A 24,666-nucleotide genomic window follows, 5' to 3' on the forward strand; every position below is an offset into this window, starting at 1 on the left:
TTTGCTTTGTGCAGTCCACTGCCTTGCGCAATCAGGTTGCAAAATAAAACCACATTGCGATAAGGTTTTATTTTGAAACCTAAAAGGACTGAGGCCATGAAATCTCTAAGCAGCGGTGCCGTTTTGCTGTTCTCTGTGGCATGCGGTCTCGCCGTCGGCAACGTTTACTACGCTCAGCCGTTGCTCGATGCGATGGCCCAGGCGTTTGGCCTGTCTGCGGCGTCCATTGGCATCGTCATCACCTTGACTCAGGTGGGATACGGCGTCGGGCTGGTGTTGTTGGTGCCGCTCGGCGATTTGCTCAATCGTCGCCGTTTGATCGTCACCCAGACTCTGCTGTCGGCGGTAGCCTTGCTGATGATTGCGCTGGCACCCAACAGCCTGTGGCTGTTGCTCGGTATGACGTTGACCGGTTTGCTCGCGGTCGTGACGCAAGTGTTGGTGGCTTACGCCGCGACGCTGGCGATTGCCGCCCAACGCGGTCGAGTGGTCGGCGTGGTCACCAGTGGCATCGTTGTCGGGATTCTGCTGGCGCGCACAGTCGCTGGTGGGATGGCTGATCTGGCCGGGTGGCGGGCCATCTATTTCCTCTCGGCGGGCCTGACGTTGTTGATGGCATTGTTGCTGCTGCGCGTGCTGCCCAGGCATGAAGCTGCGCAACCAGTGACAACCTATGGCGCACTGATCGGCTCGGTCTTCACTTTGTTCAAGGAAGAACCGGTGCTGCGGCAACGGGCGATCCTCGCCCTGCAGACCTTCACCAGCGCCATGGTGTTGTGGACGCCCATGGTGTTACCCCTGAGCGCCCCGCCGCTGTCGTTGTCCCACACGCAAATCGGATTATTCGGACTGGCCGGTGCCGCCGGAGCACTGGCGGCGGCCCGCGCCGGACATCTGGCCGATCGCGGTCTGGGGCAATGGACCAGCGGCCTGTCGCTGTTGTTGATGCTGGCTTCGTGGTTGCCTATCGCGTTCACCCAATCGTCGCTGTGGGCGTTGCTGCTTGGGGTGATCACGCTGGATCTGGGCTTGCAGGCAGTGCACGTCACCAGCCAGAGCATGATCTACAACGTGCGGCCCGAAGCGCAAAGTCGCCTCACTGCCGGGTACATGCTGTTTTACTCGATTGGCAGTGCGCTGGGGTCGATTGGTTCGACGGCCATGTACGCGTGGGCTGGGTGGATTGGCGTGTGCTGGCTCGGCGCCGGAATCAACGCCGTTGCCCTGGCGTACTGGTGGCTGACCCTGAAAAGCGGCGCACCGGCCCAGTGCGCCACGCCAGCCGGTTAACGGCGATCCTTGCCCCGCAACATGCTGTCCAGCACATCATCCCGGCGTACCCAGCCATGAAACAACGCCGCAGCCAAATGCAGCAGCACCGTCAGGAGTAATAGATACGCCAGATACCTATGAGCCTTGCGCAAAAACGCAAATACCTGTGCATTTGCCGGCAGTATCGATGGCAACTGCAACGAACTACTGAGCATCACCGGGTCCCCGGCCGCAGAAATCATCGCCCAACCCAGCAGCGGTAATATCAGCATCAACGCATACAGCAAGACATGGGACGCCTTGGCCGCCAGCGCCTGCCAACCCGGCAGATCCGCTGGCAACGGTGGCTGTTGAGTCGAGAAACGCACCGCCAGGCGCACGATCACCAACAGCAAAATCGCAATGCCCAAGGGTTTGTGCAAGTGAATCAGCCACTCATGGCGCTCGGACACCGAGGCCACCATGCCCGCGCCGATAAACAGCATCGCGATGATCATCAGCGCCATCAGCCAGTGCAACAGCCGCGCCAGCGGGGCGAAATGCTTCGGTTGGGCGCTCATTGTTGAGCCTCCTGTTTGGCGGCGGGCAACTGGCTGACTTCGCTGGTGCGACGCAGGTAGGAACTCGCGTAACCGGCTGAACGCGCGGCGAGCAATGGGTCGTCGGAACCTTCGATCCCGGCCGGCAGCACCAGCGGGTCGTAGTTGATGTCACGGCACTCGCCGTTGAGTTGCGGCTGGGTCGCTTCGAGCACCAACGTCCCGGCGTTCAGGACTTTGCGGCCATCGGGCCAGGCCTTGCTGGCGTCATTCACCGGGTCGCCTGGGTTGGCCAGGATGATGTTCAACTGCCAACGCAGCGGTCCTGCGGAAATCCGCTGCACCAAATCTTTCTCAAGGAAATCGCCACCCTCAGGGGCCGTGGCACCCGCTGCGTCTTTAACCACCGGGACCATGCTCCAACGCACCGCCTGCTTCTGCCCGGCCGCGTTCACCAGGTAAAACGCGTTGACGCTGTTGTAGGTTTCCGTCACATAACTGGCCGACGGTTTGGCAGTCTTGACCCACGCCAGGAATGGCGCGGTTTCCGGATGCGAACCAAAGAATGCCGGCACGGCAGCCGGATTCGGTTTACCTGTGGCCGGATCGGGCGACTGGGCCTGTTGCAGTTGATAGAACGCTTCGGGCGTACCCACCGGGAACACCGGCATGCTGTTCATCCCGGTGCGCCACTGTTGGCCGTTGGCCTGGGTGAAACGCAACGCCATGCTGCGGATCGGCACGGCGGTGTCCGGCGCGTAAGGATTGCCGGAAGGCAACGCGAAACGCCCGACCACCGGAGTCTGTGCTTCATTGAAGACTTGGGCCGTGGAATAGCTGCGCGCCTCGCCACTGCTTTCAAAGTGCCCGATTACGCACACGCCTTTGGAGTGGTTACGTCGGAACCCCGGATGCACGCCGTTGTTGGTTTCCAGCACATTGATCAGCTTGTTCGGCGTCAGGCGCTGTGGGTCAAAGGTGCCGTTGACGTAGGCAAAAGCCCCAGCCGCGGCCGCGACAATGACGCCGATGCCGGCCACGCGCAAGATCAGGCTGGCGGTACTCAGCGGCGGCCGGGTGGGCGGTGATGAGCGATCTACCATGAAAGACTCCAGGGCCATCGGCCACAAGTGAGAAGAACCAAGCAGACGCGCCCCAAACCGGTTTATTCCATCGCACCGTATTTATTTTTACAGGCGTGGAATAACCTCGAGTGCCGGGCGTCTTCCTAGTCCACAGCGTAGTGACTAGTCAGAACTTCATGAACGATATCGACGAACAACTGAGAGAAATCATTCCCAGATTGCGCCGGTTTGCCGTGTCGTTGACGCGCAACCCTAGCAGCGCCGACGATCTGGTCCAGGCCAGCCTTGAGCGGGCGCTGTCGAGTTGGAGCGACAAACGCCCCGACGGCGACCTGCGCGCCTGGCTGTTTTCGATTCTGTATCGACAGTTTCTCGACGCTCACCGACGCTCCCGACGCTATGCACGGATGCTCGAGTTTTTTACCGGTCGAGACGATTCCCAGCCGTCAGCCGAGCGCACGGTGATAGCCCAATCGACCCTGCAAGCCTTCGATCAGCTCAGCACTGAGCAGCGCGCCCTGCTGCTTTGGGTGTCGGTGGAAGGTCTGACTTATAAAGAGGTCGCCGAGATCCTCGGTGTCCCGACTGGCACCGTGATGTCCCGTCTGTCCCGCGCCCGCCAGGCCTTGCGCGAACTCAGCGACGGCGAAATCACCCGTCCTTCTCTGCGGAGACTCAAATGATCAGCATGCCCCCAAGCGAGCGTGACCTGCACGCCTACGTCGATCACCAACTCAGCGATGATGACCGACGCCTGGTGGAGACTTTTCTGGCCAGCAACCCGGAAATTTCCGCCCAGGTCCGCGCCTGGCAGCAGGATGCCCAACAACTGCGTGCAGCCCTCGGTGGCGCCTTGCAGCGACCGGCCAACCCGGAACTGGACCCGGCGCTGATTCGCCAGCGCCTCAAGCGTCAGTCGCGACGACATCTGGCCAGCGCTGCCATGCTGCTGATCGCCGTCAGCATTGGCGGACTCAGTGGCTGGCAGGCTCGGGAAATGACCCTCGTCAGTACCCAGGCGCCGATGACCGATGCGATCCAGGCTTACCGCTTGATTGCGCAGCAAGGCATGCTGCCGGCCGATTATAAAGTCAGCGACGACGGCGACATGCAAGGCTGGCTCGACCGTTACTTCACCAAGGCCAATCGCCTGCCTGACCTTTCGGGCGCAGGCTTCAAACCGGTGAGCGGGCGCTTGCTCAGCACCGAACAAGGGCCGGCGGCGATGGTGGTCTACGAAGACCCGACAGGGCACAAAATCAGCTTCTACGTGCGACCACCGGGACCGAGAAATTACTTGCTGCCGCGGGGCAGTCGCAGTGACGGGGACTTGCAGGCCGAGTATTGGTCGGGGGCCGGGTACAACTACGCGATGGTCAGCCCGAGCGATTCCCCGGCGGCGCCATCCCTGCCATTCTGAAACCACTGCGGTTCCCTGTAGGCGTGAGCCTGCTCGCGCTTGCAAAGGATCGCGTGACGTCAGAAACCGACGTCGAGCACTACGCTGTCGAGGTACGTCCCCGCTGGCGGTGTGGTCTGGTCGGTGTAGATTTTGGCGTTGTAATTGAAGACCTGACTCCCGGCGCCCAAACCGTTGCCAGGGTTGACCTCGGCATCGGAACTGGCCCGGCGCGCAGTGCCGACACTGCCCCAACGGGTGGTGCCGGCGCTTTTGAAGATGTCGTAGGCCAGGTAATTACTGCCGGATATCATCCGCCGTCGCCCACCGACACTGATCGCTTGCTGACCATCACTCAGGCCCACGGTATAAGCGCTGCCCTTGGTGCAAGCGAGGTTGATGGTCTGGCCGGTGACCGCAGTAAACGCACTGATCACCGGGGCGCTGCCGAAGCTGATGTTCGGCGCGGTGATAGTGCAGTCGTTGGCCACGGTCAGGTTAACCGTCAGGGTGGTGTTGCCACTGCCGATGTCACGCCCCAGGCACACGCTGCCAATGCCGATGCCGGAACAGTAATTCCAGCTCCAGGCAATGCTCAGGGTTTCGCTATAGATGCCCGCCGCGACGTTGCTGCCAATGGTCGTCCCCAGATAAATCGGCACGGTTTTCGGCACCACGCTGCCGAGCAAACCCAGCGAATCGATAATGCCGTTACGGGCGAAGTCGAACGCCACACCGCGGGTCAGTGGGTAACTGGTGGAGTTGTTGCCGTACAGCGTGTAGCCAATGATGTCGCCGGTCGGACCGAGCAACCCGGTTTGCGTGGAGGTGACCGTGGCATAGAAATGGTCGGTGCTGGTTAACAATGAAAGCAACGACCCGGTGCAACTCAACCCCGCATTGGTGGTGGAGCTGGACTGCGACGTGGTGCGCACCGCAATCGAACTCAACGAGCCGAACGCCACGGGCGAGGTGCTGACCACCGAACACAACGCCCACGCCGAACCCGGCAGCCAGAGCGCCAGCAGTGCCAACCCCTTCATTTGCACACCAACGGCCCGATCAACGGAATCTGATCCTGTTTCATGTCCACGGCAAACTGCACCTGACAGGTCTTCCCGTCGGCCAGGGTCACCCGCAGACTGTTTTGCGCCTGAAGATTTTCCAGGTACACCAGCCCGTCCCAACCGACCACGGTTTGCGTGCCGCTTTGCTCATGCACGACGCCACTGCCCAGGGGTAATTCTTGCTGCCGTGCATCCACCAGCACGATGCTCGCGGCGACTATCCGGCTCAACGGAAACTCCAGCAGATAACCGCTGCCGCGCCGCACTGCAATCCGCTGTTCGACGTTAGGGCTGCGCACGTTGGCTGGCAGGTTCAGCGGGTCGATTTCGTATTTACCGCGGTAATACGCGCTGCTCCACGGCACCAGCAGGTGGCCGTTGCGGTCGGTCTGGCCGACCAACTGATTCTCGTAACGCACGGGAATGTCGGCATAGCCGTCGGTGCTGACCACTACAAATGCATCGTCGATCCGGTTGGCAGCGAACAACTGACGGTCCATCCAGACCAACGAGCCGCTGGCATCGGCCCAACGGGTTTCAGCCTCGCTGGTGCCGTAGACCCCGGCTTGCAGTTGCACTGATTGCAGGCGCCAGGTCAGGTCGGCCTGACGATAAGTCGGCGCGTCGCCCTGAGCGTAACCGAGGTTGAAACCCACCCCGCCTTCGGTCGGCACGGCTCGGCTGTAATTGACCCGCTGCTGGGTTTGCCCGGTCTTACTGCGTTCGCTGCTGATCGCCAGACTGCCGTGCAGGTCGAACGGGATCACCAGTTGCGCCTGCACCGCCCAGTTGCTGTCACCGATTTCGCGGTTGCCCGACAGATAGAAACTGGTATCGCGCCACAGCGGTTTGCTCCAGGTCAGGTTGAGCAAACGGGTACGCGATTCGTCCGCTGCACGCACGTCGAAATAACCGACACCGAGGCTGCCCCAGGAATCAAGGTTAAGGCTCAGGGTTGCCTGTTCGCTGCGTTTGCTCAGGGTCGTGTAAGGGGTGTCGATCACCGTCAGGTCGGCGTATTGATCACGTCGTTGCATACGTTGATACGAGAAGCTGTAGCGCTGGCTGCTGTACTGATAGCCGAGGCTCAATTGCTGGCCGCTTTCGCCGTCGAACTGGCTCTGGCTAAGCGCGGTATTGAGGACGCCGAAATTGCCCAGCCTCAGGTTGCCGCCCAAGCCGCCAAGGGTCAGGGAGTCCGAGGCTTCGGCGTGGCTTTCGAGGGTGAAGTTGTCGCTCAGGCCGTAACGCAAACTGCCGGACGTGACGCCTGGTCCGTAGCCGAAATCTCGAAGGCCGTAGTCCCGACGCAAGGTCCCGGCGGCCACGGAAAAATCGCTCAAGCCCTTTTGCAGCAAACTGCTGGTGACGTAGAACGGCACCGTGGTCGAGACCTGCCGGCCCAAGGCATCGGTGGTGACGACGACCGCTTCGCCGGCGCCATTGATGAACGGAATATTGGTCAGGGTGTACGGCCCCGGTTGCAGGTCGGCGCTGCTGGATTTGTAGCCATTGATGAACAAATCCACCGAGGACGGCACCGCCGCTTCACCGGCAAACTGCGGCAACGGGTAGGTCACCAGGTCCGGGCGCACACCGAAGTCACGGGACAACTGCACCCCGCCAAGGCGCACCGAACTGCTCCAGGGCAAGGCGCCGCTGACCAGGTCCCCGGCCTCATACGTCAGCAGCCGCTCGTCATCGGAGTATCGCCAAGTGGTGTCGTAGCGCAGATAGCCATTGTTCGACGTGCTGACCGCCTCCCCCGACAAGGTGCGGCGGTACTGCCCGGTGTTGGACAGCGTACCCCAACTGTCGAACAGCCGCACTTCGTTCCATGCCGCGAGGTAGGTGCCGGCATCATCGGTGTCGTTGAGGTACAGGTCGTAGTTGAGCAAGGCCCCGAAACTGCTGAGTGCCGGGGTGCGCGGGTAGGCTTGGCGGTTGCCGACGAATTGCTCCGGCAACCAGTCCGGCGGCACGTTGAGCAGTAGCCTTTGACCGACACTGTCGTACTCGCTGTGCAGGCCCGGCAAGCTGTCGAGGTCAACTTCGGCGCTGATGTTTTCCGGCAGTTTCATGCCACTGTCGCGCAGCGCCGAGGCTGGCAGAAAAAATCGCCCGCCCCGCTGATCCACCGCCACGACTCGCCCGGTATTCATCTGATTGACCACCAACTCCAGAAACAACTGTGCATCGGCCACGGCCTCCATGCCGCTGGGCGGAGGCGGCAAGTCGCCGGCCTCGGCTAGAGGGATGATCACCAGCCAACACGCGCAGGTCGCCGCCCACAACGGACACTGGAAACTGCGAGCCCAACGCTGGCTCATTCGCGCTTTATGTCCGTCAATGGACTCAATCCTCCTGATACATCCACCCTCGATGGCAGGCTGGCCACGCCCCTGTGGCCGCTGACCACGAATTCATCCGGCACAAAACCAGGTCGAGCCTTTACTTCGCCGGGGTGATGCTCTGCACCTGGCTCGCCCCATTCACCCGCACCTGCAACGCCGGGTCCCCGGCCATCGACCCCGGCGCGGGCCAGCGCATGATTGCGCCGGGCAACACATAACCGAGCAAACCTTCCACCAGCGGTTTGGTCTGGCCGCCCTGCTTGAGCGCGACATCGGTCAATCGCGCATGTACCGCGCCTTGGTTGCGCACCTCCACATACGAACGACCGTCCACCGCCACGGTGCGCCAGCTCAGGTCCGGCAGGCCGATGCCCTTGGGATCACGTTGGCGGGTGGTGTCCTCCTTGCTCCACAACCCGGCACCGTAGGCAAACAACGGCACCGAATAACGCATCTGGAAACGGATCGCCGCAGCGGTCTTGCCATCTTCAGCAGCAGGCGGTTTGGCCGAGGGGATTTCGTCGATGATGATGCGGTAAGCCAGCTCCTGCCCCGGCGGTATCTCCCGGGTGCGGGTCAGTCGTACCAATTGTTTCTGGCCCGGTTCGATCTTCGCCACTGGCGGGCTGCCGATCACGTCGCGCTGGTTCTGGTACTGGTCGTTGAAGCCGCTCTGGCTCCAGGCGAACACCCGGATTTGCAGGTTGGCGGTCTCGCTGCCACGGTTTTCCAGCCACAAGGCACTGGCCTGTTGATCGGCCTCCAACACCGGATCGATCGGCCAGATCAGCACCGAACTGGCGGCCTGTGCCTTGACCGTCCCGAGTAACACCATCGCCAGCCCCGTACAGCGCAAGACCTGTGACCACATGTGCTGCTCCTTTTCAAAACGCCGCATTACCACGACAGCTGCACCTGCAGCACATCGCTGTACGTCCCCCCAGGCTGATTGCCCGGCAACTGCACCTGACCGTAAATCGGCAGGCTGATGTTGTTCGCATCGGTGTAAGCCACCGCCACGCTTTGGCCGATCCCCAGGCTCTGGCTGAATGCCGCATCGCTAAACAGCGAGTACGCCACCCGGTTGCTGCCGGTCGTGAGCTGCATGTGCCGCCCGCTGCTGTTGTACTGACCGCCATCGACCGTCATGTTCAGGGTCACCCCTGGCGTGCATTGCAACTGCACGCCACCGGTCAATGACACCTGCACCGTGCTGGTGGCCAAGGCCAACTGGCTGCCAAAGTTGAGGCTGCCGTAGTTCGAGACCCCGCCCACCACTAGGCAACCGGCGGTCACCGTGGCACTGACCTGGAAACTCTGGCTCGTCACCGCCGCCAGCGGCAACGGCACACTGCCCGCACACAGCAGGAGCAGCGCCGCACAGCCATGGCGGGCCATCGCACTAGAAGGTCAGTTGGACTGAAACGGTATCGGTGTAGGTGCCGGCCGGCAGTCCCGCCTTGCCCACGGCTTTGCCATAGATGTTCACCGCCTGCGTCTGGCCGGTACTGGCGGTCAGGTTGATCACACCGTTGATGGCCAGCAGTTGAGAGTGAGCGGCGTCGGTATAGAAGTCGTAAGGCACGTAATTGGCGACGCCGTCGTATAACGCTCGGGTGCCACCCGTGGACTGCGCGTCATGGCTGCCAGCGCCGACGGTGATGGTTGGCGAGGTGCCACTGGAGCACTGAACCGACAGCGCCCCGCCACCACCGCCCAGCACCTGGCCGTCGGCTTCGGTGAACAAACTGGTGGTGGTGCCGAAGTTCACGGTACCGAAATTAAGTCCAGTGGTACCGGCCGTGCCGTTGACCAGACAACTGCTGGTCAGGATCAGCGTGGAACTGATCTGCCCGGTAACGGTGGTTGCGGCCTGAGCGCTGGACACCAGCGCCAGGCCGAGCAATGACAAACCGATCCTTGATACAAGCATGTGCATGGTGTCCGTCCTCTACGGGTTTACCAATCGAGCGTCACCGTCAGGGTGTCGGTGTAGACACCGGCCGGAACCGCGCGGGTATTCGCCACCACCGAGCCAAATACCGGGATAGGTATCCGCGCAGCGCTGTTCACAGCGAAATTGTGTTGTTGGCCGATGCTGTAGCTCTGACTGCCCGAGGCATCGAGGAACAATTGATAAGGGAGGGTCTGGCTGCCGTTGCTCAGGCGTCGGGTCGTACCGTCACCATGGGCGCCGCCGTCGATGCTGACGGTGAACCCGGTGACCGAAGGGTTGCAGGCGACATTCAGCTTGCCGCTGCCATCGTCGCTGAGGCTGGCCTTGATCGGCTTGGTCCAGGTCGGGCCTTGCTGGCCGAAATCCAGGCTGCCGAAATCGCTGACCGGGCTGCCGGGGCTGGCGCCATTGGTCACTTCGCAACCGGCGATGATAACCAGCCGCGCGTGGATCTGCCCGCTGACCGCCGCTTGGGCGCCCTCGGCGAGCAAAAACAGTACGCCCACGGCGATAACCATCCAGTGCTTGCTTGTCATTGCGCCTGTCCCTACTCCTTCAGGTTCATCCGACCATTGCGTTCTTTGAACGCCCCTTCCGTGCACAACCCAATCCTGCGGGTTGCTGACTAAAACCTGCGGTCACCACGTGACCGTCACCTTGATCAGATCGGAATAACGGCTGACCCGCGGCACTTCAGCCAGTTGTTCGATCCGCGCATACAGCGGCAACTCCACCGTGCCGCTGTCCGGCACCCGTCCACTGATCGGTACATCCACCACCAGTGGCACCCGCCGTGCGGCGTCCTGAAATAGACGATAGGGAATCGGCTTGCTGCCAGCCGCTCCGGCCATATAGCGCACCTCTCCCACACCGCCATGCAAACCGCCATCGACCCGCATCTGATAAGGCGTGTCCGGATTGCACTCCAGGCGCGGCAAGCGTTGATGGGTCAACGCCGCTCCCAGTGGCCCCGCCGGGTCATCGAGCCGCGCCGTGCTGCCGAAATCAAGCACGCCGAGTTGCTCGATACCGGCCCCGCGCTGCTGGCCGATCAACTGGCAGCCGCGCAGCACGTCAACGCGCACTTCGACCTGCAGATCCGCCGCATCAACTGGCGCTATCAGCACGCCCAGCAGACCCATGACCCCACGTACATTCACTGCCTCACTCCTTGTGAGGGACCGTCCGGATGTCGTTACTGTGTTTCAGGTTAGCAACGGTCGACGAATCCGCCAGTCGTATTGGATCCATCTATCGGCCGGGATATGTTTCGAAAGGTTGGCAACCCAGCAAACGATGTCGCGCAAAATAGCCAGACGTCTTATGCAATCCTGTTCAGTGATCGCCCAGTCTCGCCTGCCGGTGCTGGAAGGACGATTCCACGTCTGGTTACACTGTGCCGCCGCGCTCGGTAAGCCGGCTTGACCCACTCGGAGTAACCGGACAGTGCCCGTTCGACTGCCAAAACGTTCGCGACTGACCCAGCGCTGGCCGGCGTTGCGCCGCTTGTTCGGCAAAGGTTTGCCCGCCAATGTGGGCCATGACGCCAGCGCCCAGTCGATCCGCGATTATTTCCGCAACAAGGCTCACAGCCAGGGTTACACGCTCAGTCACAGCCAGCAGCGGGTCATCGACTGTATGGCGCAGCAAGCCAGCCTGCTGTTCGCGGCCACCGCACAAAGACCGCCAAGCCTTTACCTGTACGGCGCTGTCGGTCGCGGTAAAAGCTGGTTGCTGGACGGGTTTTTCCAGGCCATCCCCCTCGCGCAAAAACAGCGCCTGCACTTTCATGAGTTTTTCGCGCAGCTGCATCAGGGCATGTTCAGCCATCGTGACCAACCTGATCCCTTGGCGAACACCCTTGATGAGTTGTTGCTGGATTGTCGGGTGTTGTGTTTCGACGAGTTTCACGTCCACGACATCGGCGATGCGATGCTCATCACCCGGCTGTTCAAGGCGTTGTTCCGCCGTGGCATCCTGCTGCTGGTGACCTCCAACTACCCACCCGAAGGTTTGCTGCCGAACCCGCTCTACCATGCGCGTTTCAAACCGGTGATCGACCTGATCAACACGCGCATGCAGGTCCTGGAAGTGGGTGGCGAGCACGATTACCGAAGTCAGGCGCGCAACCGGGTGCATCAAGTCTTTACCCATGGCCATTACGTGTGGCCGGGCACAGCGGCGCAGCGCGCGACCCTGAACCTGCCGCCGCAGGATGCAGCGCCACGCTCGATAATGGTCGGCACACGGCATTTTCAAGCGCGGTTTTGCGAGGGCCGGCGTATCGGTTTCAGCTTCGATGATCTGTGCGAGCAGCCGACAGCGGTGATGGATTATCTGGAATTGTGTCAGCGTTTCGATCACTGGATCATCGACGACTTGCCCGAACTGGCTGATTGCTCGATCGCCGCGCAACAACGCTTCATCAATCTGATCGACGTGCTCTACGATCAGGACAAACACCTGACGCTGCTTGGTCGGTTGTCGCTATGCGAAAGCCTCGGCGGCGATGCCATCGACATGGGCCGCACGCGCAGCCGGTTAGGGCAGTTGCAGGTGGTCCCCCCAATAGCCTGACGCCAGCATCTGTGGGCGCTGTCGAGTGCAACGAGGCTGCGATCTTTTGATCCTCGGGGCCGCCAAATCAAAAGATCGCAGACTGCGGCAGCGCCTACACCTGCATTGGCATCTGCCGTTATCATGTTGGCCATTTCGGCGCCTTGCGCTTGTCCTTTTCAAAAGTGAACACCTACATGCACACCCTTGCACAACTGCGAGCCGGTGAGCTGGCAGGCATCACCCGTCTGGACCTGGTCTGCGGCCTGACCGAGTTCCCCCGGGAAATCTTCGACCTGGCGGATTCGCTGGAGATACTCAACCTTAGCGGCAACGCCTTGAGCAGCCTGCCGGACGACCTGCACCGCCTGACTCGTCTGCGAATTCTGTTCTGCTCGGACAACCAGTTCACCGAGCTGCCGGCCTGCCTGGGTCAATGCGCCGCGCTGAGCATGATCGGCTTCAGGGCCAACCGCATCGAACAGGTGCCGGCCGCCGCCCTGCCGCCGCTGCTGCGCTGGCTGATCCTGACCGACAACCGCATCAGCGAACTGCCGACCGAGTTGGGTGAACGTCCGCTCATGCAAAAACTGATGCTCGCCGGCAACCACTTGCAGCAATTGCCCGAAAGCCTGGTTCAATGCCATCGACTGGAACTGTTGCGCATCTCGGCCAACCGCTTCACCGAACTGCCTGAGTGGCTGCTGAGCCTGCCGGCCCTGACCTGGCTGGCCTACGCCGGTAACCCGCTGGAAACCGAAGCCGATGCGGCCGCCCTTGAGGCCACGCCGAGCATCCCGTGGTCAGAGCTGCACCTTGAGCAAAAACTCGGTGAAGGCGCTTCGGGGGTGATTCATCGCGCTACCTGGCAACGACCGGGGCAAGCGGATACTCAGGTCGCGGTAAAACTGTACAAAGGCGAAATGACCAGCGATGGCTCGCCGCTACACGAAATGAACGCCTGCATCACCGCAGGCCTGCACCCCAACCTGATCCGCATCGAAGGGCGAATTGTCGACCATCCGCAAGCCCAGGCCGGGCTGGTGATGCATTTGATTGACCCGAGTTATCGCAACCTCGCGGCGTTGCCAAGCCTGGCGTCCTGCAGCCGTGACGTTTACACCGATGACACTCGGTTCAGCGCGGACGTGGCATTGCGCATCGCCCGTGGCATCGCTAGCGCGGCAGAGCACTTGCACGAACAAGGCATCACCCACGGCGATCTCTACGGCCACAACATTATGTGGAACGAGCACGGTGACTGTCTGCTGGGCGACTTTGGCGGTGCGTCTTTCCACGCCACCACGGACAACCTTGAAACTCGCGCGCTGCAACGGATCGAAGTGCGGGCGTTCGGGGTGCTGTTAGGGGAACTGCTGGCGCGCATCGACTCAGGCTTGAGCGACGAAGCTCGGGTGACGCTGGAGGACCTTGAGCAGCGTTGCTGTCAGCCAGATGTACTGGCGCGGCCGGGCTTTAGCGAGATTGTGCGGGAATTGAATGGCCGGTGACCGCTTCGCAGTCATTCGTCGGATCGCCGCCCGGAGCAGGCCCGCTCCCACAGTGGTTTTGTGTCGTGCACATAATGTGTGACCAACACAGATCAACTGTGGGAGCGGGCTTGCTCGCGAAGACGGCCTGTCAAACAACAAAGCTGTCAATGCTGTAAACGCTTAACCCGCCAACCCGACAAACATGTCCTGCACGTCATCATGGTTATCGAGGCCTTCGAGGAAGGCTTCAACTTCAGCCATGTGCTCGTCGCTCAAACCGCTGACCGGGTTCTTCGGCTGGTAGCCCAATTTGGCCGACAACACGGTGAAACCTTGCTCAGGCAGGGCTTTCTGCACCGCGTCCAGGTCTGCAGGCTCGGTCAGGAACAGGGTCGTGCCCTCTTCTTCACCCGGTTCGAAATCCTGGGCGCCGGCTTCGATGGCGGCCATTTCCGGATCGGCGTCAGGGCTGTCCGGGGACGCCTCGATCATGCCGACATGGTTGAAGTCCCAGGACACCGAACCGGACGCGCCCAATTGGCCCTTGCGGAATGCCACGCGGATTTCAGCGACGGTACGGTTGATGTTGTCGGTCACGCATTCAACGATCAGCGGCACCTGATGCGGGGCGAAGCCTTCGTAGGTCACGCGATGGTATTGCACGGTTTCGCCCAACAGGCCCGCGCCTTTCTTGATCGCGCGATCGAGGGTTTCCTTGGGCATCGAGGCTTTCTTGGCCTGTTCAACCACCAGACGCAAGTGTGCGTTAGTGGTGATATCAGCGCCGTTACGCGCAGCAATGGTGATTTCTTTCACCAGTTTGCCGAAGATCTTGCCCTTGGCGTTGGATGCCGCTTCTTTGTGTTTAACCTTCCACTGTGCGCCCATTACTCACTCTCTTGATCTGTGGCGCCGAGACATCTATTGGCCGACGCATGGCGGCAAGTTTATACGGCCTAAAGTCGGCAATCGACCAAAAATTCCATCCTGTACACCGACAGGACGCGTCGACATCTTCAACAGTGCTTGTAGGAGGATTCTGAAAAGTCGATTTGCGATGACTATTCAGGGCTGTGGTTTCGTACCCTCTGCGCCCCGTATGACATGGCAGAAGCACACGCGATGCACAACGACAAGGAAAGTCCCTTCACCTTGACCCTGACCGATAGCGGGTTATGCCTGCCGGTGCTGCGCTTTCGTGGCGAGGAAGCGCTGAATCAGCCGTTCCGGTTCGAAGTGGAAGTGATGGGCCTGGCGCCTGCCGTCACGCCAGATACGCTGCTGAATCAGCCGGCGTTTCTGCGCATGGGCGAACATCACGGCGTGCATGGCCTGATCCACAACGTCTCGTGCGAACATCGCGGCACCCACCGCGTCGGCTATCGATTGGTGCTGGTGCCCTATCTGCAAGGCCTGGCGCAGGCGCTGCGACGTCGCCTATTTGTGCAGTCGAGCGTGCCATCGATCCTCGCGCAGTTACTCGCCGAACATGGCCTGCCGGCAGGCAGTTGGCGCATCGAGATGAGCGTCGGTACCTATCCGTGTCGTGAGTTCTGTATCCAGTACGAGGAAAACGACCTGGCGCTGTTGCAACGGTTGTGCGAGGAAGAAGGCATTCACTATCACTTTGAACATGGGCCCGGCGGGCATGTCGTGGTGTTTGCCGACGACAGCCTGAGCCTGCCTCAAGCCCCCACAATGATCCCCTTCAATAGCGATGACCAAGAGCAATCGCCGGGTGTCAGCAGCCTGTTTCAACGCCATGACAGTACCCAGCTCACGGTCCTGCATCCGGTGCGCAACCGCGGGCAACAGGCCGTCAGCGAAGATGCCGCCAATCAAACCGTGGCCCAGCCAGGTGTGACGTCGGTGTCTGCGCAACAACGCCATGCGGAACAACGCAGTCGTCGCCATCTCGAACGCCAGCGCTGCCAATATCGTTCGATCCATGGCCGCAGCGACGCTACCGATTTGCGCAGTGGTCACTTGCTGCAAGTCACCGACCACCCTGTCAGCGGGTTCAACGAACAGTGGTTGATCACCGAACTGCGCCACAAAGGGCAACAGCCGTCGATTCTTGACCCGACGCCCATCGCGTATCGCTATCACAACGACTTCACCGCCCTGCCCTGGTCAACGGATTTTCGCCCGGCGCTTAAACAGCCGCGACCGAGCATTCCCGGTTATCACCTGGCCCGCGTCCTCGGTGCCCTTGGGCAGCCGACCACGCTTGATGAACAAGGACGAATCCATGTCAGTCTGTGGCCAGCACCAACGGCCCGGTGTGAGCAAGGGATCTGGCTGCCAATCGCCTTGACCACCGCCCATGGCCGGATTGCTGCACACGAACTGCCCCGCGCAGGCAGCGAAGTCTGGGTGAGCTTTCTCGACAGTGACCCGGATCGACCAATTCTGTGCATGGGAGCGCTACGCGACGATCCACCGAGGGAAGCGCCGCCAGCCAGCGACAGCAGCTTGTTACTCGAGTGGCTGATCAACCGCTCCTGAATCCACGCAGGAGCAGGGTTGTGTTTATCGGTGCAACGCGGAGCATTTTTTGAGTGTTTACAGCGCTCAGCCTTTGTCGGCTTTGCCGGCAGCTGCCGCAAATTTTGCCAGGCGCACGTCCAGATGACGGGGGCGCCGGCCGTGGTCTTCCGCATGTTCCTTGCGGCGGATCGCGTTGCGCACCATCAGCGAACCGAGGTAGCGGATCGGCTCCGGCGGGAAATAGCCCAGCGGGCCGTTGATAAGCGGTGAGCGGGTCCACGGGTTGTCCAGGCCCTGCACCAGCGAGGCGAGAATCTGCCCGCCCATGTGGCACGGACCGACGCCACTGCCGGAATAACCAAACCCGTAAAACACGTTGCCGCTGGCGCTCATCTGGCCGAAGAACGGCAAACCGGTGACCGAACGATCCGAGGGACCGTTCCAGGTGGCCTCGACCTTGACCTCGGCAAATGCCGGAAAGAAGTCCGTCAGGCTGCTGCGCAACAGACCGGCATAGGGCGACGGTTGATCGAACACCGGCAACATCCGCCCGCCGTAGGCGAAGGTGTTGCCACCCTTGCCGAGCATGATCCGGCCGTCCGGGGTGTTGTGGTAGTAGTGCACGAAAATCCGCGAATCAAGCACCGTGACGCCACTGGTCAAGCCGATTTCACTGAGCAACTCCGGGCGCGGTTCGGTGATCAGCATGTCGCTGGAGACAATCGCCACGCTGCGTTCGAACTGCGGGAAGGCCCGGGCCATCCAGGCGTTCATCGCCAACACCACTCGATCTGCACGGACGGCGCCGCTCGGAGTGTGAATCGCCGCCGGCGTGCCCTCCTCCAGCCCGGTCATCGCGGTGTTTTCATGAATCCGCACACCGAGTTGCAACGCCACCCGGCGCAAGCCGCGCACCAGTTTGCCCGGTTGTACGCTAGCCGCTGCCGGGGAAAACCAGCCTTCCAGGTGTTTGCCGGACCCGGCCATGCGCTGCACATCCGCCACCGGTCGCTGAGTAAAGGAGTTGATGCCGTTGCGTTCCAGCGCGGCGATCACCGCGTCGGTCGAGCCGCACTGGGCGCGATTGGTCGCGGTGTAAAGAGTGCCGTCGAGGCGGTAATCGGCATCGATTCCGTACTGTTCGCAGAACGCACCGATGGCGTGGATGCTGCGCTCCGACTCCTTGACCAGCCGCACCGCTTCTTCGACGCCGAACAACCGTTCAAGAGTGAAGTACTTGGCCGACCACGACAGTGCGCATCCGCCGTTGCGCCCACTGGCGCCGGCGCCGCAGATGTCGGCTTCGATCAGCAGCACGTCGAGTTCGGGGTTTTGCTCCTTGAGTATGATCGCGGTCCACAGCCCGGTGTAGCCGCCGCCGACGATGCAGACGTCGGCGCGGGTGTCGCCGTCCAGCGCCGGGCAAGTTGCGGATGCATCGGCCTTCAAGGCTTGCTCCAGCCAAAAGGGTCTCATCGGGATTCTCCAGTCAGATGTCCACACGCCAACCTGCCGCCAGTGCAGCAGGCCGCGAGGAAAAGGGTTTCAGGTACGCAGGGGTTTGATGCTGATCGGCTGGTTGGGCACGAAGGTGGAGTCGGTTTGCAAGCCCGCCGGGCGGCTGTTCCAGTGCGGGATCAGCACGAACGCCGAGAACATCGCGCAACCGGCGAAGACGATGAACACCGTGACCGAATCGAAATAGCCCGGCAGTAAACCACCGAGAATCGCCCCGACCGAACCGCAGCCGTTCACAAAACCCGCCGCCGTGGCGCCGGCCTTGGCCGTGCCGAAATCAATCGCCGCCGCGCCGCTGATCATCGAGTCCGGCCCGTAAAGGGTCAGGCCCATGACAAACAACAGCGCCACCACCATCAACACGCTGCCGGTGTGCAAGGCACCCATGAACAGCGCCAGGGAAACCGTCAGCGCCAACAGACTGATCACACACGCCGGCATCCGCCGGGCGCCGAACAGCTTGTCGGAGGCCAAACCGATCATGATCGGCCCGAGTAGCCCGGCCAGTTCAAAAGACGTGGGAATGATCGCCGCGCCGACCTTGCCCACCGAGGGCATTTGTTCGAAAACAATCACCGGCCCCCAGAGCAAAATCGCGTAACGCGCCGGTTTCAGCAGGAAGTACGAGAGCCCGAGTACCAGCACGGTGCGGTTGCGCAGGATTTCCTTTAACGGCTCCCAAACGCTGATCTGGCTTTGTGCGTAGGCCGCTTCGACGCTCAACTCCGGTTCTGGCTCCACGGCGGGCAAGCCGACGTCTTCAGGCTTGTTGCGCTGAAGAAAGAAGAACAGCACCGCCACCACGCCGACCACCGCCGCACTGGAAAAGAACGCCGCGTGCCAGGTGCCGATCAGTGTGTAGGCCCACCAACCGGCGAATGGTGAAGCCACCAATCCACCAAAGGCGTAGCAGGAACTCCACAACCCGAGCACCCGCCCGCGCTGTTCGGCGGGGAAGAAACTGCCGAGGTTCTTGCACAGTCCCGACCATCCGGTGGACTGGGCCAACCCTTGAATCAGCATGCAAGTAGCGAAGATCGGCAACGTGGCAAAACTGCCCATCACCACCGCGGCCGCGGCGGAAATCAGCAACCCGCCGAGCACCACGACCCGTGGGCCAAAGCGATCGGCGAGGATGCCCCAGGTGAATTGGCCAATGGCGTAGGCCGCCAGATAGATCGCGTCGAGGTTGGCCATGGCCATTTTGTCGAGCAGGAAGGTAGGGTCTTCGCCGATCCCCAGTTTGGCCACGGAAAACGCTTTGCGGGTGAAGTAGAAAGCGGCGTAAGCGAGCCAGGTGATCGCGAAGATCTGCACGCGCCAACGCTTGATGGTGCCGATGGGATTGTTCATTGTGGTTCTGACCTCAGGGTGTGAGTGTGCCGGCAGAAATTAAGAAATAACGCCTGTTTTTTTATTGTTGAGCACTTCGATATCGCTGCTTCCCTGAGGCGATATCGGTCAGATGAGTCCTGCTGTTGCACGCACAGACTCATGGCGCCCGATGCTGTTCGACTGACCAGTCACCGGGGCTGAGGCCGATAAAAACAATTACTGATTAATAAGTGAAATCGATTTATCGTATTTCCAATATAAGTTCAGCTTGTTACTGGAGGTTCGATGTCGGTCTCCCACGCCCAGCTCAAAGCCTTCCACGCCGTGGCCGTGCACGGCGGCTTCACCAAAGCCGCCGAGCGCCTTTTCCTCACGCAACCGGCGATTTCCGACCAGGTGCGCAAACTCGAAGAGCGTTTTGGCGTCTTGCTGTTTCACCGCAATAAGCGTTCCGTGCGCCTGACGGACCTCGGCGAGCGTTTGCTGGCGATCACCCAGCGCCTGTTTGTGATTGAGGCAGAGGCCCAGGAGCTGTTGCAGGAGTCCCAGGCCTTGCAGACTGGCAGCCTGATTCTGGCAGTGGATGCGCCGGTGCACGTGTTGCCGCAGATCGCGCGGTTCTGCGAACGCTATCCGGGCATCAGCGTGAAAATCGAAACCGGCAACACCGATGAGTCGCTGTTTCGCCTGTTCAACTATCAGGCGGATCTGGCGTTGCTGGGGCGCGATGTCAGCGATGAACGCTTGCTGTGCGTGCCACTGCGTAACGATCCGATGGTGGCGTTCGTGTCGCGCAATCATCCGTGGGCCGAGCGTGAATCAATCTGCCTGGCGGATCTCGATGACACACCGCTGGTGTTGCGTGAGCACGGTTCGGTGACGCGGCAGACACTGGAAGAGGAAATGGCCCGGGCGGGGTTTCGCATTCGTCCGGCGATTCAGGTCGAAGGCCGAGAAGCGGCGCGCGAGGCGGTTGTCGTCGGCATTGGCGTCGGGGTGGTGTCGGCGGCGGAATTTGGTGCGGATTCGCGGGTGTGTGCGTTGCCCATCATCGACTGCACCCGACGGCTGACGGAGACACTGGTGTGTTTGCGTGAGCAGAGTTCGCGGCGTGTTGTGGCGACGTTTCTCGACATGGTTCGCGAGAGCCTGGCGTAATCAGGGCCGGCCCCTTCGCGAGCAGGCTCGCTCCCACGTTGGAACCGGTTCCTCCAGAAAAAACGCGGTCGAATGTGGGAGATTCTATGTTGGCCAGCAACCCTAAAATCTCAGGCTAATCGGTATTCGCCCTGATTTTTCATCAGGGCGAATGCCACTCGACAGAGCTTGCGAGCAAGGGCCACTAACGCCTGTGTTTTCGAGAAGCCTCTGGCCAGGTAAGACTCGTAAAATGGTTTCCACTTCGTTGAGCGACTCGCCGCCATCGCGGCGTTGTACGTCAACCGACGGATCTCCGGGTCTCCTTTTTTGGTCAGGAATCTCGGGCCATTCTTTTTACCCGAATCGTCCACTGTCAGATCCATACCCAAAAACGCGATGAAGGCATCGCTATTGGCAAAGTCACCGCGCATATAGGTCGTTGCCAACCCAGTCGCCGTCAGTTCTCCCACGCCTTCGATCGCTTTGCAGCGGTCAATATTGTCTTCAATACCCGCCTCTTTGCTGACCTTGCGCAGCAGTTTCTGAATGACCTGATCGGATCGTTCGAATGCTTTTTGCTGAGCGGCACGCTCTTTTTTCAGCAAGGGTTCATCGGCCCAGCTCAACATAAGCCCCGTATGGTTCTGAATTAACGTCGCGCGTCTGTGCAGCAAGCTTTTCAGTACGGTATAGGCCTTGGGTGGCGGGTTCCAAAGCCGCAATTTACATTGCTCATTCGTCAAATAACGCGCGAGCACGCGGGCATCGCAGGGATCATTTTTGGCCCGTTGACCGACCCCGCGACGATAATGGCTAACTCGATAGGCATCTACGACATAGACCTGATGCCCCATCGCATGAGCCAGATCAACAGTCTCCAAGTGGTAGATGTTGGTGGCTTCAACAGCGATAGCGCTTTGCGCAGGCAAAGTTTTGAGCCAACGTTTGAGGGCGGCTCGATCATTTTTGACCGACTCAATTGTTTCCAGGTCAGCACGATAGACAACGACTTCGGCCTTGGCGATATCGATACCAACAACCGTCTGCGAAGTAAGGATTGTCATGACGAATCCTCGGAGCTAGGGTTTAAGAGCTTGTTGGGGTCTACCGTTGCGCTGGCTTGTCTCTATCGTCGGTTTACCGATGAATTCCTTATCGGCGCTTTGGGTAGAAAGGGCGGGACGAGAAGTCTCCCACGGTCTGTACTGGTCAGAGTCAGAATCGAGTCTGTAGTCCAGCCCACCCCTTCAAGTCTAAACATACAAGCGAGCCTGCTCGCGAAAGGAGCGCCACGGTGTTTCAGGCTGGGGCCAAGCCGAAGAAGGCCTGAATCAAGCGCAAATCCCGCCGCCGTTCCATGCACCCGATCATGTGCCGATTGACCAACCCTTCCCCCAAAATCGGCACCGCCGCCACCCGCGGGTCATGGCTGACTTCCACCGACGACACCACCCCTACGCCTAATTCAGCGGCGACAGCCTCGGTCACCGCCTCACGGCTATCCAGTTCCAGCAACACCCGCGGGCTGACCTTCGCCTGACTGCACGCCTCATCAAATGTACGCCGAGTAATCGAACTCGGCTCGCGCAACACCATGATCACCTGATCCAACTCTTTGAGTTTCACGTCTGAAGATCGCGTCGCCCACGGGTGCGCCGCCGGCACCAGCGCGCAAATGCGCGATTCACTCAACGCTTGCAGATGCAGGCCCTTGCGCGGTTCGACCTCGGTCAGCACCGCCACGTCGGCATGCTCGGACAACAACGCCGCCAAGGTTTCCTGAGCGTTACCCAAGCGCAAATTCACGGTAATTCCCGGATACCGCGCCCGCAAACTGGCGAGCATCGGCATGACCATGTGCGGCCCGTCCGCCGCCACTTCCAGACGCCCGGTGAGCAATTGCCGGTTGGCTTCCAGCATCACCTGCGCCTCTTCGGCGAGACCAAACATCGCCCGGGTGATCGCCGCCAGTTTGGTGCCCTCCTCCGTTAACTCCACCCGCCGGGCGGTACGGCGCAACAGGGTGATCTGGTAGTGCTCCTCCAGCGCCTTGATGTGCCCGGTGACCGCCGGCTGGCTGATGAACAGTCGCGCGGCGGCCCGGGTAAAGCTGCCCTCGCGGGCCACCGCGTCGAATGCGCGAAGCTGAAACAGATTCATGAATAAATCTCGCTGATGGCTGGCATAACAACAAACAATTTGATTGATGCGACGGCAAATTGCAATTTAAGCCCCGTAGGTTCATCCCATCGATTGCGAGGACACGAGAATGAGTACTGCCGAACCCATCCTGCTCACCCCCGGCCCATTGACCACGTCGCGCCGCACCCGTCAGTCGATGATGGTCGACTGGGGTTCATGGGATGACCGCTTCAACCAACTGACCGCCAGCCTCTGCGAGCAACTGTTGGCGATCATCAACGGTGCCGACAGTCACCACTGCGTACCCCTGCAAGGCAGCGGCACCTTCGCCGTCGAAGCAGCGATCGGCACGCTGGTGCCTCGCGACGGTAAAGTCCTGGTGCTGATCAACGGCGCCTACGGCAAACGCCTGGCGAAGATCTGCGAAGTGCTCGGCCGCCCGTTCAGCACCTTCGAAACCGCCGAAGACGAACCGACCACCGCTTCTGACGTTGATCGCCTGCTGCGGGCTGATCCGAGCATCACTCACGTCGCGCTGATCCATTGCGAAACCAGCACCGGCATCCTCAACCCGCTGCCGGAAATCGCTCAGGTTATTGCGCAACAGGGCAAGCGCCTGATCATCGACGCGATGAGTTCCTTTGGCGCCCTGCCAATCGATGCGCAGCAGGTGCCGTTCGACGCGCTGATCGCCGCCTCGGGCAAATGCCTGGAAGGTGTGCCGGGGATGGGTTTCGTCTTCGCTCGCAAAGAATCCCTGGCGAATGCCGCCGGCAACTCGCATTCGTTGGCGATGGACTTGTTCGACCAGCACACCTACATGGCCAAGACCGGCCAATGGCGCTTCACCCCGCCGACCCACGTAGTCGCGGCGCTGCACGAAGCCCTGCTGCAATACAACGAAGAAGGCGGTTTGCCGGCGCGGCATCAGCGCTACGCCAACAACTGCCAGGTGCTGCTCGATGACATGGCCAAACTTGGTTTGCGCAGCTTCCTGCCGGCCGCGATCCAGGCGCCGATCATCGTCACCTTCCATGCGCCGAAAGACCCGCGCTACCAGTTCAAGGAATTCTACGAACGGGTCAAGGCCAAGGGTTTCATTCTGTATCCGGGCAAATTGACCCAGGTCGAGACCTTCCGTGTCGGCTGCATCGGCCACGTCAATCCGCCAGAGATGCACGCGGCCGTGGCGGCGATTGCCGAGGTGCTGCAGGAAATGGAAGTCCTCGAAATCTAAATCACACCGCCATCCCTTGTGGGAGCGGGCTTGCTCGCGAAAGAGGTCTGACATTCAACATTGATGTCGACTGACACACAGCTTTCGCGAGCAAGCCCGCTCCCACCAAAAGCAGCCCTTCATTAGCCAGTTGCCACAGGATTCTGATCACCATGAACTACACCAACCCAACCAAACTCCAAGCCGCCATCCTCGACTGGGCCGGCACCGTGGTCGATTTCGGTTCGTTCGCGCCGACCCAGATTTTTGTCGAAGCCTTCGCCGAGTTCGACGTTCAGGTTTCCATTGAAGAAGCTCGCGGGCCGATGGGCATGGGCAAGTGGGACCACATCCGCACCCTGTGCGATCAGCCGCAAGTCGCCGAGCGTTATCGCAAGGCGTTCGGCCGCACACCGACCGACGATGACGTCACCGCCATCTATAAGCGCTTCATGCCGCTGCAAATCGAAAAAATCGCCGAGCACTCGGCGCTGATCCCCGGCGCTCTGGCAACTATCGCCAATCTGCGCCAGCAAGGCATCAAGATCGGCTCCTGCTCCGGCTACCCGAAACAGGTCATGGACAAAGTCGTGGAACTGGCCGCCACCAACGGCTACATCGCCGATCACGTGGTCGCCACCGACGAGGTGCCGAACGGCCGTCCATGGCCGGCTCAGGCCCTGGCCAACGTGATTGCCCTGGGGATCGATGATGTTGCGGCCTGCGTGAAGATCGACGATACCGTGCCGGGCATTCTTGAAGGTCGCCGCGCCGGCATGTGGACCGTGGCGCTGATCTGCTCCGGTAACGCGCTGGGCCTGGACTACGCGGGTTATCAGGCCCTCGGCAGCGAGGAACTGGCCAGCGAGCGCAAGCGTATCCACGCCATGTTCGAAGGCTCACGCCCGCATTACATGATCGACACCATCGGCGATTTGCCGCAAGTGATAGCCGATATCAACAAGCGTCTGGCCAACGGCGAAATGCCGCAAACCAACTGATTGCCCTGCCCACTGCAAACAAAAACGCCAGCGTCCACACGACGCTGGCGTTTTTTTGATGAAACCCGTGATTCAGAGCATTGAAAGTCCGATCAGCTTCAG

23 protein-coding genes are annotated in these 24,666 nt (G+C 60.8%); 9 read left to right on the forward strand and 14 right to left on the reverse strand.

What is annotated here, in order from left to right:
- Positions 1–96: 96 nt before the first annotated feature.
- Positions 97–1,290 carry an MFS transporter gene (locus tag JFT87_RS22545; protein WP_201204674.1) on the forward strand — a complete coding sequence of 398 codons (1,194 nt, stop codon included), beginning with the start codon at positions 97–99 and terminating at the stop codon, positions 1,288–1,290.
- Here JFT87_RS22545 and JFT87_RS22550 read toward each other — a convergent pair.
- Positions 1,287–1,832, reverse strand: a complete 546-nt coding sequence (locus JFT87_RS22550) for a cytochrome b (RefSeq protein WP_201204675.1) — start codon at positions 1,830–1,832, stop codon at positions 1,287–1,289. The genes JFT87_RS22545 and JFT87_RS22550 overlap by 4 nt on opposite strands.
- On the reverse strand, positions 1,829–2,914 hold the full coding sequence (locus tag JFT87_RS22555) for a catalase family peroxidase (RefSeq protein WP_201204676.1): 1,086 nt from the start codon (positions 2,912–2,914) through the stop codon (positions 1,829–1,831). Before JFT87_RS22555 ends, JFT87_RS22550 begins: the two co-directional genes overlap by 4 nt.
- Before the next feature lie 158 nt (positions 2,915–3,072).
- Between JFT87_RS22555 and JFT87_RS22560 the strand changes: the two genes are divergently transcribed.
- Positions 3,073–3,579 carry an RNA polymerase sigma factor gene (locus JFT87_RS22560; RefSeq protein WP_201204677.1) on the forward strand — a complete coding sequence of 169 codons (507 nt, stop codon included), beginning with the start codon at positions 3,073–3,075 and terminating at the stop codon, positions 3,577–3,579.
- On the forward strand, positions 3,576–4,316 hold the full coding sequence (locus JFT87_RS22565; protein WP_201204678.1) for an anti-sigma factor family protein: 741 nt from the start codon (positions 3,576–3,578) through the stop codon (positions 4,314–4,316). Before JFT87_RS22560 ends, JFT87_RS22565 begins: the two co-directional genes overlap by 4 nt.
- Positions 4,317–4,375: 59 nt before the next feature.
- Here the strand turns inward: JFT87_RS22565 and JFT87_RS22570 are convergent, their stop codons facing one another.
- The 7 genes from JFT87_RS22570 to JFT87_RS22600 form a co-directional block, all read right to left on the reverse strand.
- A complete protein-coding gene (locus JFT87_RS22570; RefSeq protein WP_201204679.1) occupies positions 4,376–5,338 on the reverse strand; it encodes a Csu type fimbrial protein in 963 nt (320 codons plus the stop codon).
- Positions 5,335–7,692: a fimbria/pilus outer membrane usher protein gene (locus JFT87_RS22575; protein WP_201204680.1), complete on the reverse strand. Its 2,358-nt coding sequence runs from the start codon at positions 7,690–7,692 to the stop codon at positions 5,335–5,337. Before JFT87_RS22575 ends, JFT87_RS22570 begins: the two co-directional genes overlap by 4 nt.
- Positions 7,693–7,813: 121 nt before the next feature.
- Positions 7,814–8,587: a fimbrial biogenesis chaperone gene (locus JFT87_RS22580; protein WP_201204682.1), complete on the reverse strand. Its 774-nt coding sequence runs from the start codon at positions 8,585–8,587 to the stop codon at positions 7,814–7,816.
- Positions 8,588–8,613: 26 nt separating this feature from the next.
- On the reverse strand, positions 8,614–9,114 hold the full coding sequence (locus tag JFT87_RS22585) for a Csu type fimbrial protein (protein WP_201204684.1): 501 nt from the start codon (positions 9,112–9,114) through the stop codon (positions 8,614–8,616).
- Positions 9,115–9,118: 4 nt separating this feature from the next.
- On the reverse strand, positions 9,119–9,655 hold the full coding sequence (locus tag JFT87_RS22590) for a Csu type fimbrial protein (RefSeq protein ID WP_201204686.1): 537 nt from the start codon (positions 9,653–9,655) through the stop codon (positions 9,119–9,121).
- A 20-nt stretch (positions 9,656–9,675) separates the two neighbouring features.
- Positions 9,676–10,209 (reverse strand): Csu type fimbrial protein, encoded by a 534-nt coding sequence (locus tag JFT87_RS22595; RefSeq protein ID WP_201204688.1) that lies wholly within the window; start codon positions 10,207–10,209, stop codon positions 9,676–9,678.
- 102 nt (positions 10,210–10,311) lie between these two features.
- Entirely contained in the window at positions 10,312–10,815 is a 504-nt protein-coding gene (locus JFT87_RS22600; protein ID WP_201205316.1) for a Csu type fimbrial protein, read from the reverse strand.
- Between the two features lie 304 nt (positions 10,816–11,119).
- On the opposite strand from JFT87_RS22600, the gene zapE reads away from it, so the two are divergent.
- On the forward strand, positions 11,120–12,250 hold the full coding sequence (gene zapE / locus JFT87_RS22605) for a cell division protein ZapE (RefSeq protein ID WP_201204690.1): 1,131 nt from the start codon (positions 11,120–11,122) through the stop codon (positions 12,248–12,250).
- A 176-nt stretch (positions 12,251–12,426) separates the two neighbouring features.
- Positions 12,427–13,740 (forward strand): leucine-rich repeat-containing protein kinase family protein, encoded by a 1,314-nt coding sequence (locus JFT87_RS22610; protein ID WP_201204692.1) that lies wholly within the window; start codon positions 12,427–12,429, stop codon positions 13,738–13,740.
- A gap of 162 nt (positions 13,741–13,902) precedes the next feature.
- Here the strand turns inward: JFT87_RS22610 and JFT87_RS22615 are convergent, their stop codons facing one another.
- On the reverse strand, positions 13,903–14,610 hold the full coding sequence (locus JFT87_RS22615) for a YebC/PmpR family DNA-binding transcriptional regulator (protein ID WP_201204694.1): 708 nt from the start codon (positions 14,608–14,610) through the stop codon (positions 13,903–13,905).
- 234 nt (positions 14,611–14,844) lie between these two features.
- Here JFT87_RS22615 and JFT87_RS22620 point away from each other — a divergent pair, with 234 nt between their 5' ends.
- Positions 14,845–16,230: a type VI secretion system Vgr family protein gene (locus JFT87_RS22620; protein ID WP_201204696.1), complete on the forward strand. Its 1,386-nt coding sequence runs from the start codon at positions 14,845–14,847 to the stop codon at positions 16,228–16,230.
- Between the two features lie 66 nt (positions 16,231–16,296).
- Here JFT87_RS22620 and JFT87_RS22625 read toward each other — a convergent pair whose 3' ends face one another.
- Entirely contained in the window at positions 16,297–17,694 is a 1,398-nt protein-coding gene (locus tag JFT87_RS22625; protein WP_201205319.1) for an FAD-dependent oxidoreductase, read from the reverse strand.
- Between the two features lie 63 nt (positions 17,695–17,757).
- Complete coding sequence (locus JFT87_RS22630; protein ID WP_201204698.1) at positions 17,758–19,083, reverse strand: MFS transporter; 1,326 nt, start codon at positions 19,081–19,083, stop codon at positions 17,758–17,760.
- A 267-nt stretch (positions 19,084–19,350) separates the two neighbouring features.
- Between JFT87_RS22630 and JFT87_RS22635 the strand changes: the two genes are divergently transcribed.
- Positions 19,351–20,223, forward strand: coding sequence for a LysR family transcriptional regulator (locus tag JFT87_RS22635; protein WP_201204700.1), 873 nt, complete (start codon positions 19,351–19,353; stop codon positions 20,221–20,223).
- Positions 20,224–20,333: 110 nt separating this feature from the next.
- Here the strand turns inward: JFT87_RS22635 and JFT87_RS22640 are convergent, their stop codons facing one another.
- Positions 20,334–21,269 (reverse strand): IS110 family transposase, encoded by a 936-nt coding sequence (locus tag JFT87_RS22640; protein ID WP_201202023.1) that lies wholly within the window; start codon positions 21,267–21,269, stop codon positions 20,334–20,336.
- Positions 21,270–21,504: 235 nt separating this feature from the next.
- Positions 21,505–22,365 carry a LysR substrate-binding domain-containing protein gene (locus tag JFT87_RS22645; protein ID WP_201204702.1) on the reverse strand — a complete coding sequence of 287 codons (861 nt, stop codon included), beginning with the start codon at positions 22,363–22,365 and terminating at the stop codon, positions 21,505–21,507.
- A 109-nt stretch (positions 22,366–22,474) separates the two neighbouring features.
- Between JFT87_RS22645 and JFT87_RS22650 the strand changes: the two genes are divergently transcribed.
- Together JFT87_RS22650 and phnX are read left to right on the forward strand one after the other, a co-directional pair.
- Positions 22,475–23,584: a 2-aminoethylphosphonate--pyruvate transaminase gene (locus JFT87_RS22650; protein WP_201204704.1), complete on the forward strand. Its 1,110-nt coding sequence runs from the start codon at positions 22,475–22,477 to the stop codon at positions 23,582–23,584.
- A 152-nt stretch (positions 23,585–23,736) separates the two neighbouring features.
- The gene (phnX, locus tag JFT87_RS22655; protein WP_201204706.1) at positions 23,737–24,564 is read left to right on the forward strand and encodes a phosphonoacetaldehyde hydrolase; all 828 of its coding nucleotides are present in this window, start codon (positions 23,737–23,739) and stop codon (positions 24,562–24,564) included.
- Positions 24,565–24,666 lie beyond the last annotated feature (102 nt).

The sequence above is a fragment of the Pseudomonas sp. TH15 genome (assembly GCF_016651105.1).
Taxonomy (GTDB): Bacteria; Pseudomonadota; Gammaproteobacteria; order Pseudomonadales; family Pseudomonadaceae; genus Aquipseudomonas.

Excerpts from the sequence above, each read along its gene's own strand:
- JFT87_RS22615 (WP_201204694.1), bottom strand. The coding sequence starts at position 14,610 with ATGGGCGCACAGTGGAAGGTTAAACACAAAGAAGCGGCATCCAACGCC.
- JFT87_RS22595 (WP_201204688.1), bottom strand. The coding sequence starts at position 10,209 with ATGACAAGCAAGCACTGGATGGTTATCGCCGTGGGCGTACTGTTTTTG.
- phnX (WP_201204706.1), top strand. The coding sequence starts at position 23,737 with ATGAACTACACCAACCCAACCAAACTCCAAGCCGCCATCCTCGACTGG.
- JFT87_RS22560 (WP_201204677.1), top strand. The coding sequence starts at position 3,073 with ATGAACGATATCGACGAACAACTGAGAGAAATCATTCCCAGATTGCGC.
- JFT87_RS22620 (WP_201204696.1), top strand. The coding sequence starts at position 14,845 with ATGCACAACGACAAGGAAAGTCCCTTCACCTTGACCCTGACCGATAGC.
- JFT87_RS22600 (WP_201205316.1), bottom strand. The coding sequence starts at position 10,815 with ATGGGTCTGCTGGGCGTGCTGATAGCGCCAGTTGATGCGGCGGATCTG.
- JFT87_RS22590 (WP_201204686.1), bottom strand. The coding sequence starts at position 9,655 with ATGCACATGCTTGTATCAAGGATCGGTTTGTCATTGCTCGGCCTGGCG.
- JFT87_RS22575 (WP_201204680.1), bottom strand. The coding sequence starts at position 7,692 with ATGAGCCAGCGTTGGGCTCGCAGTTTCCAGTGTCCGTTGTGGGCGGCG.
- JFT87_RS22550 (WP_201204675.1), bottom strand. The coding sequence starts at position 1,832 with ATGAGCGCCCAACCGAAGCATTTCGCCCCGCTGGCGCGGCTGTTGCAC.
- JFT87_RS22640 (WP_201202023.1), bottom strand. The coding sequence starts at position 21,269 with ATGACAATCCTTACTTCGCAGACGGTTGTTGGTATCGATATCGCCAAG.
- JFT87_RS22545 (WP_201204674.1), top strand. The coding sequence starts at position 97 with ATGAAATCTCTAAGCAGCGGTGCCGTTTTGCTGTTCTCTGTGGCATGC.
- JFT87_RS22645 (WP_201204702.1), bottom strand. The coding sequence starts at position 22,365 with ATGAATCTGTTTCAGCTTCGCGCATTCGACGCGGTGGCCCGCGAGGGC.
- JFT87_RS22585 (WP_201204684.1), bottom strand. The coding sequence starts at position 9,114 with ATGGCCCGCCATGGCTGTGCGGCGCTGCTCCTGCTGTGTGCGGGCAGT.
- JFT87_RS22565 (WP_201204678.1), top strand. The coding sequence starts at position 3,576 with ATGATCAGCATGCCCCCAAGCGAGCGTGACCTGCACGCCTACGTCGAT.
- JFT87_RS22650 (WP_201204704.1), top strand. The coding sequence starts at position 22,475 with ATGAGTACTGCCGAACCCATCCTGCTCACCCCCGGCCCATTGACCACG.
- JFT87_RS22610 (WP_201204692.1), top strand. The coding sequence starts at position 12,427 with ATGCACACCCTTGCACAACTGCGAGCCGGTGAGCTGGCAGGCATCACC.
- JFT87_RS22555 (WP_201204676.1), bottom strand. The coding sequence starts at position 2,914 with ATGGTAGATCGCTCATCACCGCCCACCCGGCCGCCGCTGAGTACCGCC.
- JFT87_RS22570 (WP_201204679.1), bottom strand. The coding sequence starts at position 5,338 with ATGAAGGGGTTGGCACTGCTGGCGCTCTGGCTGCCGGGTTCGGCGTGG.
- JFT87_RS22635 (WP_201204700.1), top strand. The coding sequence starts at position 19,351 with ATGTCGGTCTCCCACGCCCAGCTCAAAGCCTTCCACGCCGTGGCCGTG.
- JFT87_RS22630 (WP_201204698.1), bottom strand. The coding sequence starts at position 19,083 with ATGAACAATCCCATCGGCACCATCAAGCGTTGGCGCGTGCAGATCTTC.
- JFT87_RS22580 (WP_201204682.1), bottom strand. The coding sequence starts at position 8,587 with ATGTGGTCACAGGTCTTGCGCTGTACGGGGCTGGCGATGGTGTTACTC.